This window comes from Xanthomonas sp. WCS2018Noco2-27, assembly GCF_031843525.1.
GTDB lineage: Bacteria > Pseudomonadota > Gammaproteobacteria > Xanthomonadales > Xanthomonadaceae > Xanthomonas.
In genome coordinates, this window is record NZ_JAVTIK010000004.1 from 180,411 (window position 1) to 200,790 (window position 20,380).

Consider the following 20,380-nt stretch of genomic DNA (forward strand, 5'->3'; position numbering starts at 1 on the left):
GCAGTGCGTTGTGCATCCTTGCGGGGCGTCCTTGCGAAAGCGGCGAAACGAAGATTCGATTGCCCGCACTCCCCGTTGCGAGAGTGCGGGCGCAAGACCGCTGCAGTCGGCAACGCGCTGTACTGCGCTGCCGTGCAAGGGAAGCATCGGTCGCTAGCGACCGACGCCTGCGATTACCACTTGTAGTTCACGTTGGCGTACACCAACGCACCGTTGAAACCGAACGGCGAGGCGCTGCTGTAGGGCAGGTAGGTGCGCGTGCCTAGCCCGGCTTCCTGGCGGTCGGGATACTCGTTGAGCACGTTGTCGCCACCGACGGTGAAGTTCCAGGCGCCCAGCTTGTAGGAGGCGGCCAGATCCAGCGTCCACTTGGCCGCGTAGGTCTGATCGCTGCCGGCGTTGGTGCCGAAGGTGCTGAACTCGCCCCAGCGCGTGGCAGTACCGGTGAACGACCAGTTGCCTGGCGCCCAGGTGCCGCCCAGGAAGAACTTGTCGCGCGGCGTGCCTTCGGTGATACGGCCCAGTTCCGCGCGGCCGATGCGCACCGCATTCGGGTCGATCGCCACCAGCGCTGCCGGGTTGTCGGCGATCTTCTCTACTTCGGTCTTGTTGTAGTTGTAGCCGCTGGTCAGCTCTGCGCTGCCGCCATCCAGGTTCCAACGGTAGGTGCCGACCGCATCCACGCCCTGGGTCTTGGTGTCCACCGCGTTGGTGAAATAGCGCCCGCCACCGATGCCCGGGAAGCCATTGGCCTGCAGATAGTTACGCGCGGCGATGGAGGTCAGGTTCTCCGATAGCACGACGCGGTCATCGATATCGATGCGGTACGCATCGACGGTGATGTACAGGTTTTCGACCGGTTGCAACACCACGCCCAGGCCGTAGTTCTTGGATTCCTCGGCCTTCAGCGGTTCGGCGCCGAGCGCGATGGCGGCCGGGTTGTCGGTGCGGAAGGTGCCGATCTCGAACGGAATCGCCGTCACCGAGCCGTTGGGCTGGGCCACGTTGAGAAACTGCGTGGCGATCGACTGGAAATTCTGCTGCTGCAGCGACGGCGCACGGAAGCCGGTGGAGGCAGTAGCACGCAGCGCCACCTTGTCGGTAAACGCATAGCGCAGCGACAGCTTGCCGGTAGCGGTGTCGCCGAAGTCGCTGTACTTCTCGTAGCGCCCGGCCAGGCCGGCCGAGAATTTCTCGGTCAGATCCGCTTCCAGATCCACATACGCCGAATGGCTGTTGCGGTTGTAGTAACCGGCATCGGAGAGTTTGAAGCCCGGAAACACCTGCGCGCCAGGAATCAACGCGCCGTTTGCAGACGGAATACCGCCGTTGGCCGACGAAGCCGCATCGCCAGGCGACTGGTTGAACTTCTCGCCGCGCCATTCCGCACCGAAGGCCAGCGTGACCGGGTAGGCCAGACCCCAATCGAGGGTCTTGGTGAAGTCGGCGTTGAGCACGTTCTGGGTGACTTCCAACGTACCGGCATGGAAGTCGGTCGGGCTGGTCACGCCCAGGCTGTTGTTCAAGCTGTTGCGCACATCGAAGGTGAGATTGTTCTGGCCGTAGTTGTAGCTCAGATCGATGTTCAAGCCGCCTTCGGTGGAGGTCTTCAAGCCGCCGACCCACGACACGTCCTTGCTGACGTTGTAGATCTGCGGCAGGAAGCCGTCCGGATAGATTTCCGGGCGATTGCGGTTGTCGCCGGCAAAACGGAAATAACCGTTGGACAGCACTTCGCGCCGGCTGACCATGCCGAACGAGTAGAAGGTGAGGTAATCGGTGGGGCTGTATTGGCCATTGAACGAGATGGCGCCCTGGTCGATTTCCGGGTCGCCGTAGCGCTGCTCCACGCGGCCGCCGAACGGCAGCGCGCGGTTGGTCTGATCCGAATGCCCGGCCTGTGCGGCCAGATGCACCTTGCCGGTGCCGGCGAAGCTGAAACCGGCGTCGCCGGACAGCTGATACTGCTCGCCGTCGCCAGCGCTGTACTTGCCGTAGCGGCCATTGACGCTGCCGCCTTCACCGCTGCCCTTGAGCACGATGTTGATCACGCCGGCAATCGCATCGGAGCCGTATTGCGCCGACGCACCGTCGCGCAGCACTTCGATGCGCTCCACCGCAGCGATCGGGATGGTGTTGAGATCGGCCGGCGACGAGCCACGGCCCTGGGTGTCGTTGAGATTGATCAGCGCAGTGCTGTGATGGCGCTTGCCGTTGACCAGCACCAGCACCTGATCGGGCGACAGGCCGCGCAGCTGTGCCGGGCGCACCGCATCCGAGCCATCGGAGATGGCGGGCCGGGGGAAATTGAGCGAGGGGATCGCGCGTGACAGCGCGGTAGCCAACTCGGTGGTACCGGTCGATTCCAGGGCCTGTGGCGAGATGATGTCGATCGGCGATGCCGATTCGGCCACGGTGCGGTCGGCCACGCGCGTGCCGGTCACGATCAGCGTGTCGAGGGTTTTCTGGGTGGGAGCTTGCGACTGCGCAACTGCGGTTGAAGCGGAAAACGACAAGGCAACAACGACAGCGACTGCGAGTGGACTGGACTTGCAATTCATGCGGTAACAACTCCGAGTGGGGAACGGATGCAGCGCAGTGGGCCCCCTCCCAAGCCGCGTCCGTTGCGGCAGCTGCGGTACGTTCTCAACCATTAACCACGCGTAACCACATGTCAAATTTTGGTTACGTTCCGCATGCAACTGTCATCGAACGTATGCTTATGCCAACGTTGTCATCGTGCACCAAAGTGAGGCGTCGATTGCATTTCCCTACGCTGGGCAACGGATTGCGTTGCCCCATTTTGGGCATCGATACCAGTTATGAAACTTGTGCATCAAAACGTGATCTGCACCGCATCGGCACTGCGTTGCGCAGGACCGTGGAAGACCGCCTCGATGTTGTTGCCATCCGGGTCGAGCACAAACGCCGCGTAATAACTCGGATGATAAGGGCGCAAACCCGGCGCGCCGTTGTCGCGCCCACCGTTGGCCAGCGCGGCGTCATGGAAGGCCTGCACCATCGCAACGTCGCGCGCCTGGAAGGCCAGATGATGGCGACCGGTCAACACGCCTTGCGCCACCGTGTCGCGGTTGGAAACGAATAGTTCGTCGGCCCAGAAGTAGCCATCGCCGTCGCCGCCGATGGGAATGCCCAGGACCTCGAGTACGGCCTGGTAGAAGTGGCGGCTTGCCGGCAGGTCGTGCACCACCAGATGCAGGTGATCGATCAAGCGGCCGCGACAAAGCTGCGATGCTTCCATTGGCGTGCTCCGGCAATGACAGGAGCACCGGTCTTAGCACGCACCGGGCGTACGCATCGTCATCGAGGTGCGTGAGCTGTGTGGACGCATGGCAGCCAGCCAGCGCACCGCAGCTTGATGGCAAGCCTGTGGTGCGCGTGCTGTGCACATGCCATGCAGCGCAGAGCGGCATTCGGCGAGCGGTTGCGCCTGCTTGTGCATCTGTCACAAGCGCATAACCGCATAACCGCATAACCGCAAAAACGCACACGCCCCGGGCTGGCCGGGGCGTGTGGTCAAACATCGATGTCGGTACTGCAGCGCTGCACAACATCAGCGTGCAGCCGCGTTCCATCGCCAGCCGTCGCTAGCGGCGTTGGCCGTGTTTACCACCGGTAGTTGATCCGCCCGTAGACATAGGCACCGTTGAAGCCGAACGGCGACAGATTGCTGTACGCAAACTGCCCGCTGGTGGAGTTGGCGAAGTTGTTCTCGTCCGGATACTCATCCAGCAGGTTGTCTGCGCCCAGCGTGAGCGTCCAGCGATCGACCTTGTAGCTGGCCGAGGCATCCACCACCCACTTGGCACCGAAGGTCTGGTCGTTGATCGCCGCCGCCGGGCGCGTGCTGTATTCGCCGTAGCGGGTGGCGCCCAGCGCCAGCGTCCAGTGCTCGGAATTCCAGCTGCCGTTGACCAGGAACTTGTCGCGCGGGAAGCCTTCTTCGATGCGCCCACGCTCGGTGCGGTCGATGCGCTCCAGGCTCAGCCCATTGGCCGACAACGCCGCCGGGTTGGCCGCCACATTGCGCACGTCCGTTTCGGAGTAGTTGTAACCGGCGGTCAGGTCCACGCTGCTGGCGGCCAGCTGCCAGCGGTAGCTGCCGACAACGTCCACACCACGGGTGCGCGTATCCACCGCGTTGGTGAAGTAGCGCCCACCGTTGATGCCGAAGATGCCCTGCGCTTCCAGCAGGCTGCGCACGCCGGCACCGGTGAGGTTGGACGACAGCACGATGCGGTCGTCCACGTCGATCTGGTAGGCATCGATGGTGAGGTAGAGCGCATCGGTTGGCTGCAACACCAGTCCCAGGCTGTAGGACAGCGAGGTTTCTGCATCCAGCGGTTCTGCACCGAAGGCGCGCGCGACATTGCTGTCGGCCGGAAAGGTGCGGATTTCGAACGGATTGGGGTTGCCGGCCAGGAAGGTGGTGCTGGTGGACTGGAAATACTGCTGCGCCAGCGACGGTGCGCGGAAGCCCGAGGCCACCGTGCCGCGCAACGCGATCTTGTCGGTGAACGCATAGCGCCCCGACAACTTGCCCGAGGCCTGGCTGCCGAAGTCGTCATAGTCTTCGTAGCGGCCGGCCAGCCCGGCGGAGAACTTGTCGGTGAAGTCGGCTTCCAGGTCGGCGTACAGCGCATAGCTGTTGCGCGAATACTGGCCCGACACGCTGGGGGCGAATCCGCCGAAGCCCTGCGCGCCACCAGCCAAGGTGCCGTTCTGCAGATACGAACCCACTTCGCCCGGCGACTGGTTCCACTTTTCGTTGCGGTATTCGGCGCCGAAGGCCACTGTCACCGGATACGCCAGGCCCCAGTCGAAACCGCGCTTGACGTCCAGGTTGACGATGTTCTGCGTGGTCTCCAACGCGCCGTCGTAGAACGACGTCGGCGAGGTCGGCCCCAGGCTCACGTTGAGCGTGTTGCGGGTGTGGAAATCGATGCGGTTGTAGCCGTAGTTGTAGCTGGCGTCCCAGTCCCACCCGCTGGCGGTGGAGCCGCGGACGCCGGCCACCAGCGAGCGGTCCTTGGCGTAGCTCTGGATCTCCGGCAAAAAGCCTTGCGGGTAGATCGACAGGATGTTCTGGCTGCTGCCCGGCGCGCGGAAGAACGCGAACGAGGTGATATCGCGGTTGCTGGCGGTGGCGAACGCGTAGCCGGTGATGCTGTCGCTGAACTGGTATTCGGTATTGAGCGAGGCGGCCTGCGCATTGACGTCGGGGTCGCCGATCTTGAATGCCTTCTGGCCCACGGCCGGCTGCGACACGCTGGGCGCGCCGGCATAGGCGCGGGCGCGGTCGGTGGGGTCCTGCTGATTGAGCTGGGCGGCCACATGCAGCCAGCCGCGGTCGCCGCCGTAGGCCACGCCGGTGTCGCCGGACAGCTCGTAGTTGTTGCCGTCGCCGGCCGAATACTGGCCGAACCCGGCCTGCAGGCTACCGCCCTTTTCCGCGCCCTTGAGCACGATGTTGACCACGCCGGCGATGGCATCGGAGCCGTACTGCGCCGACGCGCCGTCGCGCAGCACTTCCACCCGCGCGATCGCCGCCACCGGGATGGTGTTCAGATCCACCGCCGCCGCGCCGCGGCCGATGGTGCCGTTGAGATTGAGCAGCGACGAGGTATGGCGGCGCTTGCCATTGACCAGCACCAGCACCTGGTCGGGCGACAGACCGCGCAGCTGGGCCGGGCGGATCGCGCTGGTGCCGTCGCTCAGCGCCGGGCGCGGGAAGTTCAGCGACGGCAGCGCGCGCGCCAGCGCGGTGGCCAGTTCCGGGGTGCCGGTGGCCTGCAGTGACTCGGCGCTGATGATGTCGATCGGCGATTGCGACTCGGCCACGGTGCGGTCGGCCACGCGGGTGCCGGTGACGATCACCGTATCCAGGGTATTGGCGGTGGCCGGCGCGGCGTCCTGCGCCAGGGCGGGAGAAGCAAGCAGTGCAGCGACCACGGCGGTCGCAAGCAAGGACAGGGGGTGGTTCATGACAACTCCGAAAACGGCAGCCCAAGCGGGGCCAACTAGACTGGGCGGGTGGCGATCACGGCCGTGCGAAGCGCGCGTGTCGTTCAACCTGAAGGCGCTAATTATTCGTTAACGCTAGAATGGCGTCGCAGGAATGCTGCTCATCTGCTCATTCCTTTTCGTTCTATCGGACTGTCCATCAATGATTTCCCTGCGCAACTTCTCCATGCGACGCGGCGAGCGTCTGCTGTTGTCCAACGTCGACCTGACCATGCATGCCGGCTACCGCGTCGGCGTAGTGGGGCGGAACGGTACTGGTAAGTCGAGCCTGTTCGCCGCGGTGAAGGGCGAGCTGGAGGCCGACAAGGGCGATGTGGATCTGCCCGGCAAGGTGCGCACCGCCAGCGTCTCGCAGGAAACCCCGTCGTTGCCGGACCCGGCGCTGTCGTTCGTACTTGGCGGCGATATCGAGGTATCCGCGGTGCTGCAGGAAGAAGCGGCAGCCACCGCCCGCGAAGACTGGGAGGCGGTCGCCAATGCGCACCAGAAGATGGCCGAACTCGGCGCTTACGATGCCGAAGCGCGTGCCGGCAAGCTGCTGCACGGCCTGGGCTTCCCGGCCGACACGCACCACCGCGCGGTGTCGTCGTTCTCCGGCGGCTGGCGGGTGCGGTTGAACCTGGCGCGCGCGTTGATGATGCCCAGCGACCTGCTGCTGCTGGACGAGCCAACCAACCACTTGGACATGGACGCGGTGCTGTGGCTGGAGCAATGGCTGCTCAAGTACCCGGGCACCTTGCTGTTGATCAGCCATGACCGCGAGTTTCTGGACAACGTGGCCACCCACACGCTGCATCTGCATGGCGGCACCGCCAAGCTGTACGTCGGCGGCTACACCGATTTCGAGCGCCAGCGCATCGAACACCTGCGCCAGCAGCAGATCGCGCACGACAAGGAACAGACCGAGCGCGCGCATTTGCAGAGCTTCATCGACCGCTTCAAGGCGCAGGCCAGCAAGGCGACGCAGGCGCAGAGCCGCATGAAGCGCCTGGCCAAGATGGCCGGCACCGAGGCGGTGCGCGCCGAGCGCGAATTCCGAATCCAGTTCGCGCAGCCCAATCGGCTGCCGTTTTCGCTGATTCGGTTGAACCATATCGAAGCCGGCTACGGCGCCGATTCGGTGATTCTGCACGACGTCGGATTCGGCCTGGAGGCCGGCGACCGCATCGGTCTGCTCGGTCCCAACGGTGCGGGCAAGTCCACGCTGGTCAAGACCCTGGTCGGCGAGCTGGCGCCGCTGGCGGGCGAGCGCAACGCGCATCCGGACCTGCGCATCGGCTACTTCGCCCAGCACACGGTGGAGTCGCTGCACGAAGGTCAGTCGCCGATGGATCACTTCCGCGATCTGTCGCCGGATGGTTCCAATCAGGCGTTCCGCGATTTCCTGGGTAAATGGAATTTCGCCGGCGACCGCGCGTTCGAAGTAGTGGATGGCTTCTCCGGTGGCGAGCGTGCGCGTCTGGCATTGGCCTTGATCGCCTGGCAACAGCCCAACGTGCTGCTGCTCGACGAACCCACCAACCATTTGGACCTGGAAATGCGCGAGGCCCTGGCCGAGGCGCTGAGCGACTTCGAAGGCGCCATCGTGATGGTCTCGCACGACCGCCATCTGATCGGCCTGGTCTGCGACAGTTTCTGGCGGGTGGCCGATGGCGTGGTCGAGCCGTTCGATGGCGATCTGGACGAATACGCCGCCTGGCTGCGCAGCCGCCCGGCCGCGCAAGGCACCAAGCAGAAGATGGCCGAAGTGGCACCGACCCCGCCGCCGCCGACCAAGCCACTGCCGCCGAAAAAAGCCGTCAACCCGCACAAGCTGGCCAGTGCCGAAAAGCGCGTGGGCGAGCTGGAAGCGCTGCTGGCGGAGCTCGACCGCGAACTGGCCAACCCGCGTAACTACGCCGACACCGACAAGATGGCGGTGCTGGGCCGCGACCGTGAGGCGACGGCGCAGCAGCTGGCCGCAGCGGAAGCGGCGTGGATGGAGTTGATCGAGGGCGCGTGACGCGCAGGCGTTACGATGCGCGTCGGGCCAAGCACTAAGGAAGGAGCGAACATGATCAGCGCCACCATCAGTCTGGAAGACCACCTGGCCGCACAGCGCCTGCATGCGCGGCAGACGGGCAAGCTGTTGATCGTGATCCTGGTGGTCCTGCTGCTGATCGGGGCGGGTTTGCTGCAACTGATCGGGGTCAGCGAAATCATCGGGTCGGTGCTGCTCGGCGGCGGTGGCGGCGGCTTGATCGGCCTGGCCGTGTTGCACGCGTGGGGCTTGCCGCGAAAGATCAAACGCCTGCACGCCCAGCAGGCCTCGCTGCGGTATGCCTACACGTTTGCGTGGGACGAGACCGGGCTGGAGATCACCTGGGTGGACGGGCGGCTGCGCCGGCCCTGGTCCGATTACATCCGCTACCGCGAGAACGAGCGCGTGCTGCTGCTGTATCACAACGACCGCTTGTTCGAGCTGTTCGCCCCGCACTGGTTCGCCGACCAGGCGCACTACGAGGCATTTCGCCGCGTGGCGGTGCAGGGGATCGAGGCGGCGCGCCGCTGAGCGGCACCTTGAGCTCGCTTAACCGGAGCGCTGTTGCTCTGCCATCAGCCAATCGCGCAATCGCGCATCGGCATCGCTCTCCGGGCGCGAGCGCAGCCGGGTGAGCCAGTAGCGCCCGGCGTCGATCTGGATCGGGAATGGGCATACCAGGCGCCCCGCGTCGAGATCCTGGCGAAACATCGGCAACGGCAGCAACGCCACGCCGCTCCCGGCCGCCGCCGCGCTGGCCAGGGTCAACGACGAATCGAACATCGCCCCGCGTGCAGGGACATCGGCCACGCCCGCCGCGCGGAACCACTGCGGCCATTCGTCCAGACGATACGAGCGCAATAACGGCAGCTGCGCCAGATCGGCCGGCGTGCGCAAGCAACGCGCCATGCTGGGCGCACAGACTGGCGCAAACGGTGCCTCCATCAGCGCCTGCGCGATCTGGCCCTGCCAGTCGCCGTCGCCGAAACGGATTGCCAGATCCAGTCCTTCGCCGGCCAGATCGACCCGGTTGTTGTGGGTGGACAGGCGCAATTCGATATCCGGATGCGCGGCATGAAACGCCGGCAATCGCGGCAGCAGCCAGCCGGTGGCGAAGGTGCCCACCACGCCCACGCTGAGCACTTCGCGATAGCGCCCATCGGCAAAGCGCTCCAGGGTGGCGGCGATGCGGTCGAAGGCCTCGCCGAGCACCGGTGCCAGCGCCGCACCTTCGTCGGTGAGCGCCACGCCGCGTGGCAGGCGGTGAAACAGGCTGGTGCCCAGCTGCTGTTCCAATGCCTTGATCTGGTGGCTGAGCGCGGCCTGGCTCACGCACAACTCGCCGGCTGCGCGGGTCAGGTTCTGATGGCGTGCGGCCGCCTCGAAGGCGCGCAGAGCATTGAGTGGAAGGCGAGGGCGGGGCATGCGCAGAGATTAGTTCAATTCATGCCAGGGATCGAAACATCGCAATAGTCCGGTGGCCGGCATACGTCGATACTGCGGGCTCTCCCGAGGAGGCTGGCCCATGTTGAACCGTCGACAATTCTTGTGCGCAACCGGCGCGAGCGTGCTGTTAGCAGCGTCCAGGCCCAGTCAGGCGGTCAGTCTGGTGGCGACCCCGGTCGCTGAGTTGCGGGACGAATGGGCCCGGATCGAACGCCGCAGTGGCGGCCGCCTGGGCATCGGCCTGCTCGACAGCGCCACCGGAAAACGCATCGGCCAGCGGGAGGACGGGCGCTTCCCAATGTGCAGTACCTTCAAATTTGTATTGGCTGCGGCGGTGCTGCAGCGGGTGGACAAGGGGGAACTGACGCTGGCGCAGCGGGTGAAGATCCGCGCCTCCGACATGCTTTCGCATGCGCCGGTCACCGAGCGCCATGTCGGCGGGTCGCTGAGCGTGGGCGAGCTGTGCCGGGCCACCATGATCTACAGCGACAACCCGGCCGCCAATCTACTGTTTCCGCTGATTGGCGAGCCGGCCGGGCTGACTGCGTTTTTGCGTGGCATCGGCGATGCGCACACCCGCAGCGACCGCCACGAGCCGGAAATGAACCGCTATGCCGAAGGCGACCCGCGTGACACCACCACGCCTGCGGCAATGGCCGCCACGCTGCGCACGCTGCTGCTCGGCGATGCGCTGCAGCCTGCCTCGCGCAAGCAGCTGACCGACTGGATGATCGACAACCGCACCGGCGACGATTGCCTGCGTGCAGGGCTCACGCGCGACTGGAAGATCGGCGACAAGACCGGCAGCAACGGCACCGACACCCGCAACGACATCGCGATCCTGTGGCCGCCAAAGGGCAGGGCGCCGCTGTTGCTGACGACGTATTTGAACGCCGCCAAGGTCGACGACGCTGGGCGCGATGCGGCGTTGAAGGCGGTCGCAGCCGCCGTCGCGGACGCTGTCACTGCGGTGGACCTGTTCGCGCGATGACGGCCGGCGTGGCGGTGCTCGCCATCGGATCGCAACGCCCCCGCGTTTACCGGCTTTATTTCGCGTGTCAGTCCGCAATGTTCTTCCTATTCCGCTTCCACTCTTGAGGTTCGACGGTGCAAACAAAGTTGAGTCATTGGTGTATGGCAGTTGCGCTTCTACTTGTTCATGGGTCTGTGCCGGCACGTGCCTGGCAACCGGCGCCTGGCCAGATAGAGATACCGCTCTGGCCGCAGGCGGTGCCTGATGCCTTGCGCAATCCAAAGCCCGAAACGGTGGGCACCGGTGAAGGGCGATTTCCGTGGACCAAGGTGAGCGATGTCAGCCGCCCAACGATGACGGTGTATCTGCCAAAAAATCGCAACACCGGTGCGGCGGTGCTGGTGTTCCCCGGTGGTGGCTATCAAGTCCTGGCCATGGATCTGGAAGGGACGGAGATCTGTGATTGGCTGACCGGGCGCGGCATTACCTGTGTGCTGTTGAAATACCGCGTACCCAACTCGGGGCCGACCTGGGTCAACGGCGGCCGCTACTATCCGAAGGTGCAGACCGCGCTGCAGGACGCGCAGCGCACGCTGGGACTGGTGCGCCTGCATGCGGTGGAGTGGCGGATCGATCCGCACAAGGTCGGGGTGATCGGGTTTTCCGCCGGCGGGCATCTGGTCGCCGCGGCCAGCACGCATTTCGCAAAGCGCACCTATCAGCCGGTGGACGCGGCGGATGCGGAAAGTTGCCGTCCCGATTTTGCCATCGCGGTCTATCCGGGCCATCTGTGGGCGCACGAAGATGAGGATCATGCCAAGCGCGATCCAACCCACCTACAGCTGCGTCCAGACATCACCGTGAGCGCCGATACCCCGCCGACCTTTCTGCTGCAGGCCGAGGACGACCAGGTGGATGGGGTGACGCAGTCGCTGGCCTACTACGTTGCGCTGAAGCAGGCCGGCGTGCCGACGGAAATGCATCTCTACGCGCAGGGCGGGCATGCCTTCGGTCTGCGCGCCAAGGGGCTGCCGATCGCGCACTGGCCAAGTCTGGTGGAGACGTGGCTGGGGACTATCGGCGTGTTGGCCCCGGCCGCAGGGCACTGACCGCCGCTGCGCTGCTTGCACGGAGTGACCTTCGCTCGCGATCTCGCACTGCGCGCAGCCTTCGCACGGCGCACGGCGCAAGGCCGCACGGCTCAGCCCAGTGGGCCGATCACGATAGGCCTGTCCTGCTGCAGCCGCGCCGGCCCACCCATCGCCGGGTCGCTGACGCTGTCTGCGCCGGTTTCGATGCGACCGGCCAAGCGTTGGCTTGCGCCGTCGTGTTCGATCCACAGGTCGTACCAACCGCCGCTGGCTGCCGCCTTCCAGCTGCGTTGCCAGGTCTGGCCGCCCGCAAGCTGCAGCTGCTCGCGCGGTTGCGCCTGCGCATACGCGGCCGGTTGCAGCGCGATCTGGATCGGCGTGGTGCCGGTGTTGTGCAACGACAACGACAGCGCCGCCGGGTCGTCCGCTGCCTGGGTGATGTCGGCTACCAGCAATGCAGCGCTCAGGTCGCCGCGATAGTGGCGATGGAATCCGTTGGGGCCAATCAGCCACAGATCGTAGCGGCCATCGTAGGTGGTCCAGTCGCCGTCCAGCATGGCACCGTTGCCCACCGTGTAGCGGCGCGGGATCGCCGCCAGGTCGTAGCGGTCGTAGACATGCAGCACCGCCGCCGCGCCGTTGTTGCGCAGGCGTAGCTGCACCTCGCCGCGCGCTTGCGCATGCGCCAGTTGCACGCTCGGGCGATACGGCACGGCGCGCGAACGGCGCACGCCAAACGGTTGCTCGGGCGCTTGCAACGTGGCCGGCAGCGGCGGCAACGTGTGCTCGCGCAAGGCTGCTGCGCGCGCTGCCGCATCGCCCACATCGGGTAGCGATGCGACGAATGGGCGTGCATCGGCGTTGCGGAAATCGAACGCATTGGTCAGGTCGCCACACACCGCACGCCGCCATGGCGTGATCTCCGACGCCTGTACGCCAAATCGTCGTTCCAGCAGGCGCAGCACCGAGGTGTGGTCGTATACCTGCGAATCCACCCAGCCACCGCGACTCCACGGCGAAATCACATACAGCGGCACGCGCGGACCAAGCCCGTAGGGGCGGCCGTGCAGTGCGGGCAGATCCACTTTCTGCTCACCGGGTGCAGGCTGGCGATGGTAGTCGTCGTCGGTGGCGACGCTGGAAGCGCCGGCAAACCCGCCGGTTGCGCGCGGGTCCGGCGATGGCGGTGCCGGCGGAGGCATGTGATCGAAAAATCCATCGTTCTCATCGAACATCAGCAGCAATGCAGTGCGGCTCCACACCGCCGGATTGGCGGTGAGCGCATCCAGCACGCGTGCGGTGTAGGCCGCGCCTTGCGCCGGGCTGGACGGGTCCGGATGTTCGCTGCCGGCCGCATCGGCAATGACAAAACTCACCGACGGCAGCCGACCGGCCATCACGTCCGCGCGCAGCTGCTCCACGCCCCGCGTGCTGATGCCACGCGCACGCAGCTGCGCATCGTGACCGGGCGCGTTGCTGTAAGCCTGCCGAAACGCCTCGAACCCGGCCAGCGGGTTGTCGGTGAAGTTGTCGGCCATGTCCTGATAGATCTGCCAGCTCACACCCGCGCGCTGCAGCTGTTCCACATAGGTGGTCCATCGATACGGCTCGGCAAACCCGCCCAGCTCCGGAAAGTTGTCGTGCGAGTTACCGATCACCGGCCCGCCATGGCGCCCGTGCGGATCGTTGCCGCCTGTCCACAGGAACACGCGATTGGAATTGGTGCCGGTCTGGATTGAGGCGTGGTAGGCATCGCAAATGGTGAACGCATCGGCGAGCGCGTATTGGAAGGGAATATCCGCCCGGCCGTAGTAGCCCAGCGCATGATTGTGTTTGGCTACCGCCCACTGCCCAAGCCGGCCGTGGTCCCAGGCCTGTTGTGCATCCGGCCAGCTATGCGGCGTGCCCTTGACGCGCATGAAGCCGAATTGCGCTGCGGTATCCAATGCAAACGGCGTGAGCCATTGCATGGCGTCTTCGCTGGGCTGCAGCCACACCGTGCGCGAGGGCGCGCCGGGCAGCGGTGGGGCCGGGATCGGAAAGCGATCGCCGAACCCGCGCACGCCGGGCAGCGCACCGAAGTAATGATCGAACGCGCGGTTTTCCTGCATCAGGATCACCACGTGCTGCAGGTCGTCCAGTGTGCCGCTGCGGCGGTCCGGCGCGATGGCGGCGGCACGCGCGATGGTGGGCAACAGTGCGGCCGCACCGCTGGTCAGGCCGGCTTGCAGCAAACGGCGGCGGGGCAGGTCGATCATCGTGTCACCTCTGAGTGGCTGAACCCGTCCGAGTCCCTTCCCCCGCCTGCGGGGGAAGGTGCCCGAAGGGCGGATGGGGGCGCTGTGCTCTCACCCCAGCCCTCTCCCGCAAAGCGGGAGAGGAAGACAGTCCCGGCGTGCACGTCAGCATGGCAGGTGGCCGTTACAGATCCAGCGTCAGCGTCAGCCCCAGCGTGCGCGGCGCGGTTGAGTGGCTGAACCCGTTCGAGTCCCTTCCCCCGCCTGCGGGGGAAGGTGCCCGAAGGGCGGATGGGGGAGCTGTGCTCTCATCCCAGCCCTCTCCCGCAAAGCGGGAGAGGAAAACAGTCCCGGCGTGCACGTCAGCATGGCAGGTGGCCGTTACAGATCCAGCGTCAGCGTCAGCCCCAACGTGCGCGGCGCGGCGATGAAGGCGCTATCGCTGCCGTCCACGCCTTCCAGATAGCGCTTGTCGGTGAGGTTACTGACATTGAGCGCCAGTTGCAGGCCCTTGAGTTGCGCCGACAGCTGCGACAGCTCCACGCCCAGATTCGCATTGAAGGTGGTCACCCCATCGAGCGCGGCGCGGTTGGATGCATCCAGATAGCGCTTGCCCAGATACCGACCGGACACGCCGAAGCGCCATGCTTCCCCACGCCAATCAGCCGAGACCACCAAGGTGTTGCGCGGCTGGCCGATCACCTGCGCGCCGGGTGTGATATCCAGGGCGGTGTCGCGCGCGGCATCGCCGCTGCCCAGGTAATCGGCCTTGTTGTAGGTGTAGGCGCCATTGAGGCGCCAGCCGTTGTCCCAGCCGTAGCCCAGCGCCGCTTCCACGCCGCGCGCATGCACGCCGCCGAAGTTTTCATACACGCCGTCGGTCTCGCCCAGATAGTCGATGCCGCTGACGAAGTTGGCAGGCACATACACGATGCGATTGTCGAAGCGGATGTCGTACAAGGTCACGCTGCCGGTCAACGGCCAGCGGCTGATGCGCAGGCCAAGCTCGATATTGTCGGCAGTTTCCGGTTGCACGCGGCTCAGTGCGACCGGGTCGGTTTCGCCCAGCACGCCGGACGGAATCGCGGCAAAATTCTGCGAATACCCGGCGAAGGCTTCCAGCCCCTGCACCGGCGTGGTCCAGGTCAGGCCCGCCGAGAGCAGCGGGTCGGAGTGCGCATCCGACTCCACATGCTGCGCATCGCCGATGCGGCGGTCGCGGGTCTGGTCCAGAAAGAACTGCTTCACACCCACGCGCCAGGCGAAAGCGCCGTAACGCATCACATCTTCGACGTAATACATCTGCTCGTCGGTCTGGTAGTTGTCCTTGAACTGCACCCAGTACGGCTGATGGTCGAAGCTGATGTTGGTGCCGACGTTGAGCAGGCGATGCCAGTCGCGGGTGACGCTGCGGTCGTAACGTTCCAGCCACGCGCCGGCACGCACCGTGTTGTCGATCGGGCCCAGGTCGTGGCGCCATTCCACATCGGCCATCGCACCGGCGCGGTGATTGTCGTAATGGCTGTGGCGATACGACTGCACCGGCACCGAACCTGCCGGATAGCAGGCCGGATTGGATTCGGCCGGCACCGCCGCACTGCCGGCGCAACCGGCCAGCAGCGTTGCCGCCGCACCGCCTGGGGTCAGGTAATACAGCTTGCCCAGGTCGCTGCCGGCATACACGGTGTTGCCGCCGCGCGCCTCCGATTCCGGCGCGCCGGCACCATCGTTGGTGACGTCCACCAGATACGGCGGAATCCAGTCGCCGCGGCCTTGCATGCGATGAGCGTAGCCCGTGAGCGTGGCCTTGAACCCATTGCCGCCATCGAAGGCGCCGCGCAGATAACCGAAGGTGTTCTTGCGCAGCGCGCGCGAGCCGGAGCGGTAGTTCTGATCCAGATACGGAATGCCGGTGAGCGTGCCGGTCAACAAATCGTGTTCCGGGTCGCGCGCGAACTGCTCAGGCGTCACGCTGGTGTATTCGGATTCGTCGGCATCGTCGTAGGACGCGTAGCCGCTGAGCGTCCACTTGTTCAACGCGCTGACGAACTTGCCGGCCAGGTGGTCGCGGCTCGTGTGGCCGCTGCCGTCGATCCAGTCGTCGTTGCGCGCCGACGAACCGCTGATCCAGGCACGCGTGTTGCCGCCGAGCAGGCCGGTGTCGTAGCGCGCGTAATACTTGCGCGCCTGGTTGTCGCCAATGCTACCGATCACGCGCACACGCTGTTCCTCGAGCGGCTCGCCGGTGAGGTAATTCAGTGTGCCGCCCAGCGCTTCGTTCGAGCGCGATGCGATATCGGCGGTGCCCTGGCTCACTTCCACCGTTTCCAGGTCCGGCATGTCGATGAAGCGGTTGGCCTTGGAGCCGCCGCCATACGCCGAGCCACCGTTGGGCACGCCGTCGACGGTGGTGCCGATCTGCTGCGTGTCGCGGTTGCTGACAAAGCCACGCATGCTGATCTGCGTGCCCCAATCGGACGAGCCGAATGCATCGGCTTCGGTCACCACCACGCCGGGGAGTTCGTTGAGCGCGTCGTTTACGCTGCCCAGCACGAACTGGCGGTCGAGCATTTCCTTGCTCACGGTGGTCTTGGAATACGTCATTGCCTGCCCGACCACCTGTACCTGATCGAGCGTGGACACCTGCTCGCCGCTGGCAAGCACTTCTGAACTCGGCGCTGCCGGCGTGGCGCCATCCGGTGCCTGCTGCGCGTAAGCGGGCAGGGTGAATGGAACCAGCAGCAGGGCAAGCGTGGCCGGATGTCGCACGCGCGGGCAGGTGATCGAATCCATTGCAATCCAACGAGCGGGGGAGGTGGCCGCAGACTGCCGTGCTTGCATTGCGTGATGATGACCGCGCTACAGATGGGCTGCGATCACTGGGTGGATGTGCGCAGCTTCTTTGCCTCTAGGCCGCGTGTGATTCAGCGCTATTTGCAGTGCGTAAGCAGCGTGGTCGATTGGTCGATTGGTCGATTGGTCGGGGGGCGGTGTCTTCACCTCGCGCGATTCAACGCTGTTGGGGGGGGGCGCAAGTTGCTTGGTCGCTTGGTCGAGGGTGCGATGTCCTCACCGCTTGCGGGACACGCTGTGAATCCATCCATGGACGCTCCGTGGCGGCATCCATGCCGCCACAGGGTCCCGCAAGCGGTGAGGACACCGCGCCAGAAAGTGTGTGGGTTGTTTTGTTGAAAACCTACAAACCGACCATCTTGGATGGTCCTTGCCCGCCCACCATCGCGGGACCTTTGGCGGCATGGATGCCGCCAAAGAGCTTACATGGACGTACTTGCAGCGTGTCCTGCGATGGTGGGCGGGCAAGGGCCCTGCAGCAAAGCGCAGATCCACGCGCTGCACTCGACGCATTCAAAGCGTCCAGCCGCACCACAACGCGTGCTCCAAGTCTTGAAGCGGCTGAAAAAACGTCGCGAGCAACCGGCAGGGCGTGTGGGCATCTCACGCAGACCAGATCTGTGCGAAAGATACATGCCGCTGCGAGCTGTATCCCGCGTATCGCACCAGCGTCGGTAGCTTACGACCGAGACATCGCGTTCTCAGCGCTTCTTGGCGTTTGGCGCTGCTTCGATCTGTTGGGTTTCCGGCATCAATTCCAGTGCCGATGGCGTGGTGCGCAGCATCGGCCGGAACGCGATGGGATGCGTGCGACGACGCGCAAACCGCAGCAAGCGCGACAGCGTGAAACCGGCCAGCGCCAACAACATCACTGCGAAATAGACCGGGAGCGCCGCAGGGCCGAACTTCTGCATCGCCCCGCCCGCCAGCGCCGGGCCGATGGCCGCGCCCACGCCATGCACCAGCAACAGACTGCTGCAGCCCGATAGCAGGTCTTCGCGCGGCAGGTAATCGAGCATGTGCGCCACCGCAAACGGGTACAGCGAAAACGCCAGCCCGCCGTACACGAAAAACAGCATAAACAAGACGGTGGTCTGCGACTGCACCATCGGCACTGCGGCAGCGATAGCGATGGCGGCGGCCAGGACGCTCACCGTAACCAGGCCGATGCGTCGGTCGTGCCCGTCGCTGATGCGCCCGATCGGCCATTGCAGCACGGCACCGCCCACGATTGCGGTGAGCATGAACATTGCCACGCCATCGGCATCCAGTCCGATGCGGTTGGCATACACCGGAAGCAAGCCCCAGAACGCACCCATCGCCAAGCCCGACAACCCGGCGCCGACGGTGGCGACCGGCGCCAGCGCATACAGCGTTTTCAGGCGCAGGCGCGACACCTGCGGCACCTCCGGCGGAATCAAGCGCGTGGTGACGACCGGCATCACCGCCGCGCAGATCAGGATGGCGGTCAGCGTGAACATGGCCGGTGCTCGCGCGTCGCCGGCGGTCAGCAGAATCTGGCCCAGCGCCAGCGCCGACAGATTGATCGCCATGTATACCGAGAAAACCCGGCTGCGTCGGCGTGCATCCGGCTCGGCGTTGAGCCAGCTTTCGATCACCGTGTACAAGCCCACCAGGGCAGCGCCGGTGACCAGGCGCAACACACCCCAACCCCACGGATCCAGCCAGATCGGATGCAACAACACGGCAATGGCCGCCAGCGATGCGTAGAACGCGAATGCGCGGATATGCCCGATGCGTCGAATCAGCGGCGGGGCGAAAAACGTGCCTAGAAAAAAGCCGGCGAAATAACCAGACATGATCAGGCCCAGCGCACGCGCATCGAACCCGGCCTGACCGCCGCGCACGGCGAGCAACGTACCGAGCAGCCCGCTGCCGGTCAGCAGCAGGGCAACGCCCAGCAACAGGGCGGTCAGCCGCAACATGGATGCGGCCCTCGTGGGGGAAAAGGCGCGTCGATCACGCGATCGAGTGTAGCAGCCACGCTGCTGCGACTCGATCGATGTGGCTCGCATACGCGATCAGGTGGCGATGGCTGAGCGGCTCGCTGCCGATAGAGTGGGGTTGCGCTATCACCATGTGTGGGCGGAGACGCATGCCGGCGTGCATTTAGAGCGGCCAACAAGACGTGGCGAGCAGTCGTCAGGTGGTTGTGAACGGCACGCAGGAACCGGTGTGTACGAGTGGTAGATGAGAATTCCGCGGACAGGCCGCGCCCGCCTGGCGGTGAGCGAAGGAGTTTTGTTAGCTACTCTGAGGCCAGGTCCGCGCTGGTGAAGGAGAGCCGCCGGAAGTGCCGGATCAAAATGGCATGGCTAAGCCGCGCTCTATAGACGAGGAGAGCCTTTCAGGCCGTAACTGACGAGCTGGCCGAAAGCGTCTTCGTTGACGCAGCGAATCCGCTACTCGTCTCGATGTCGCCGTCAACCGCCAACCGCCAACAGCCAGAAGCCAACCGCCAACAGCCAACCGCCAACAGCCAACAGCCAACAGCCAACAGCCAACAGCCAACAGCCAACAGCCAGCAGCCTCAAGCGTCCAGCCTGCGAGACGCCCCAGCGTGCCAAGAGGCCCGACGCACCGCACGTGCATCCGCAATGCGTCGGTCACTGCCCAGCACTCTCCCGCCAGCCCGGCCATGCGCCAGCGCGCGATTCGATCATTGCGCCGACATGCCCGCATCCGTCTAGAATCGGCGCCCTTGCATCGTCTTCAGCGAATTTGTCATGCCCATCTACGCGTTCCAGTGCACCACCTGCGGCCACTCGTTCGACCGCCTGCAGAAGATGGCCGACCCCGATCCGCAGACCTGCCCGTCTTGCGCTGCGGCCACCATCAAGCGCCAGGTCACCGCGCCGTCGTTCCGCTTATCCGGCAGCGGCTGGTACGAGACCGATTTCAAGTCGGCTGGCGAAAAGAAGAAGAACCTTACCGAGAGCAGCAGCGCAGGCGGCGGCGATGCCAAGCCGGCGGCGGCCAGCGACAGCAAGCCCGCAGCCGCACCGGCCGCGCCCGCCGCAAAGCCGGCATCCGGCGCGGCGTGATGGTCGACATGCGCGGCAGCGTCGTCAGCACGATGTCGCGCTTGGCGCCGTGGCTGCTGGCCATCGCGATCAGCGGCTGCGCCAGCGCCGCACCGCCGCCCAGCACCGCCGTCGTGCCAGCCGACCGCTTTCTCTCCGCGCTTGCGGCGCACTGCGGGCAGGCGTTTGCCGGTCGTGTCCTGGTCGACACGCCCGCATCGACAACGCCGAGTCCGTTCGCTGGCAAGGCGCTGGTGATGCATGTGCGCGGTTGCGCCGACCCGCGCCGCGAGCTGCGGGTGCCGTTCCATGTGGGTGACGACCACTCGCGCACCTGGGTGCTGACCCGCACGCAGGCCGGTTTACGCCTCAAACACGATCATCGGCATGCTGATGGCAGTGCGGATGCATTGACTCAGTACGGCGGTGACAGCCGTGGCGCGGGCAGTGCCACGCGTCAGGAATTCCCGGTGGATGCCGAATCGATTGCCTTGTTCAAGCGATTGGGTGCCACCGCCTCGTTGCAGAACACCTGGGCGATGGAGGTCCAGCCCGGCCGCAGCGTGGTGTACGAGCTGAGTCGCCCGGGCGGGCGGTTGTTTCGGGTGGAGTTCGATCTCACCCGGCCGGTGCCCTTGCCTCCGGCGCCGTGGGGAAGTTGAGAGCCGGCC

Annotated in this window: 13 protein-coding genes and 1 other RNA gene; 6 read left to right on the forward strand and 8 right to left on the reverse strand. The window is 65.4% G+C overall.

All coding sequences use genetic code 11. The features are described 5' to 3' along the window. Positions 1-173: 173 nt before the first annotated feature. From RQH86_RS09845 to RQH86_RS09855, 3 genes are all read right to left on the reverse strand, one after another. Positions 174-2,561, reverse strand: a complete 2,388-nt coding sequence (locus RQH86_RS09845; RefSeq protein ID WP_115528687.1) for a TonB-dependent receptor — start codon at positions 2,559-2,561, stop codon at positions 174-176. Positions 2,562-2,836: 275 nt separating this feature from the next. Then, positions 2,837-3,262 carry a VOC family protein gene (locus tag RQH86_RS09850; protein ID WP_311240538.1) on the reverse strand — a complete coding sequence of 142 codons (426 nt, stop codon included), beginning with the start codon at positions 3,260-3,262 and terminating at the stop codon, positions 2,837-2,839. Positions 3,263-3,627: 365 nt separating this feature from the next. Then, on the reverse strand, positions 3,628-6,006 hold the full coding sequence (locus RQH86_RS09855; protein WP_311240539.1) for a TonB-dependent receptor: 2,379 nt from the start codon (positions 6,004-6,006) through the stop codon (positions 3,628-3,630). 181 nt (positions 6,007-6,187) lie between these two features. Between RQH86_RS09855 and RQH86_RS09860 the strand changes: the two genes are divergently transcribed. Beyond that, the gene (locus RQH86_RS09860) at positions 6,188-8,047 is read left to right on the forward strand and encodes an ABC-F family ATP-binding cassette domain-containing protein (protein WP_311240540.1); all 1,860 of its coding nucleotides are present in this window, start codon (positions 6,188-6,190) and stop codon (positions 8,045-8,047) included. A 51-nt stretch (positions 8,048-8,098) separates the two neighbouring features. Continuing rightward, the gene (locus RQH86_RS09865; protein WP_311240541.1) at positions 8,099-8,596 is read left to right on the forward strand and encodes a YcxB family protein; all 498 of its coding nucleotides are present in this window, start codon (positions 8,099-8,101) and stop codon (positions 8,594-8,596) included. 18 nt (positions 8,597-8,614) lie between these two features. Here RQH86_RS09865 and ampR read toward each other — a convergent pair whose 3' ends face one another. Then, entirely contained in the window at positions 8,615-9,490 is an 876-nt protein-coding gene (gene ampR, locus RQH86_RS09870) for a LysR family transcriptional regulator AmpR (RefSeq protein ID WP_311240542.1), read from the reverse strand. Between the two features lie 100 nt (positions 9,491-9,590). Between ampR and bla the strand changes: the two genes are divergently transcribed. Next, positions 9,591-10,502, forward strand: coding sequence for a class A beta-lactamase (gene bla / locus RQH86_RS09875; RefSeq protein WP_311240543.1), 912 nt, complete (start codon positions 9,591-9,593; stop codon positions 10,500-10,502). Between the two features lie 143 nt (positions 10,503-10,645). After that, positions 10,646-11,593 (forward strand): alpha/beta hydrolase, encoded by a 948-nt coding sequence (locus RQH86_RS09880; protein WP_311240545.1) that lies wholly within the window; start codon positions 10,646-10,648, stop codon positions 11,591-11,593. A gap of 92 nt (positions 11,594-11,685) precedes the next feature. Here RQH86_RS09880 and RQH86_RS09885 read toward each other — a convergent pair whose 3' ends face one another. The 4 genes from RQH86_RS09885 to RQH86_RS09900 all read right to left on the reverse strand — a co-directional run bounded on the left by RQH86_RS09885 (position 11,686) and on the right by RQH86_RS09900 (position 18,878). Beyond that, a complete protein-coding gene (locus RQH86_RS09885; RefSeq protein ID WP_311240546.1) occupies positions 11,686-13,833 on the reverse strand; it encodes a phospholipase C, phosphocholine-specific in 2,148 nt (715 codons plus the stop codon). A 360-nt stretch (positions 13,834-14,193) separates the two neighbouring features. Beyond that, the gene (locus tag RQH86_RS09890; RefSeq protein ID WP_311240547.1) at positions 14,194-16,605 is read right to left on the reverse strand and encodes a TonB-dependent receptor; all 2,412 of its coding nucleotides are present in this window, start codon (positions 16,603-16,605) and stop codon (positions 14,194-14,196) included. A gap of 761 nt (positions 16,606-17,366) precedes the next feature. After that, positions 17,367-18,611 carry an MFS transporter gene (locus RQH86_RS09895; protein ID WP_055849059.1) on the reverse strand — a complete coding sequence of 415 codons (1,245 nt, stop codon included), beginning with the start codon at positions 18,609-18,611 and terminating at the stop codon, positions 17,367-17,369. A gap of 191 nt (positions 18,612-18,802) precedes the next feature. Beyond that, positions 18,803-18,878, reverse strand: a non-coding RNA gene (locus RQH86_RS09900) — sX9 sRNA. A gap of 534 nt (positions 18,879-19,412) precedes the next feature. Here RQH86_RS09900 and RQH86_RS09905 point away from each other — a divergent pair. Next, positions 19,413-19,730 (forward strand): zinc ribbon domain-containing protein, encoded by a 318-nt coding sequence (locus tag RQH86_RS09905; RefSeq protein ID WP_055849062.1) that lies wholly within the window; start codon positions 19,413-19,415, stop codon positions 19,728-19,730. 8 nt (positions 19,731-19,738) lie between these two features. Beyond that, positions 19,739-20,371 (forward strand): hypothetical protein, encoded by a 633-nt coding sequence (locus RQH86_RS09910; protein WP_311240213.1) that lies wholly within the window; start codon positions 19,739-19,741, stop codon positions 20,369-20,371. The last annotated feature ends 9 nt before the right edge of the window (positions 20,372-20,380 follow it).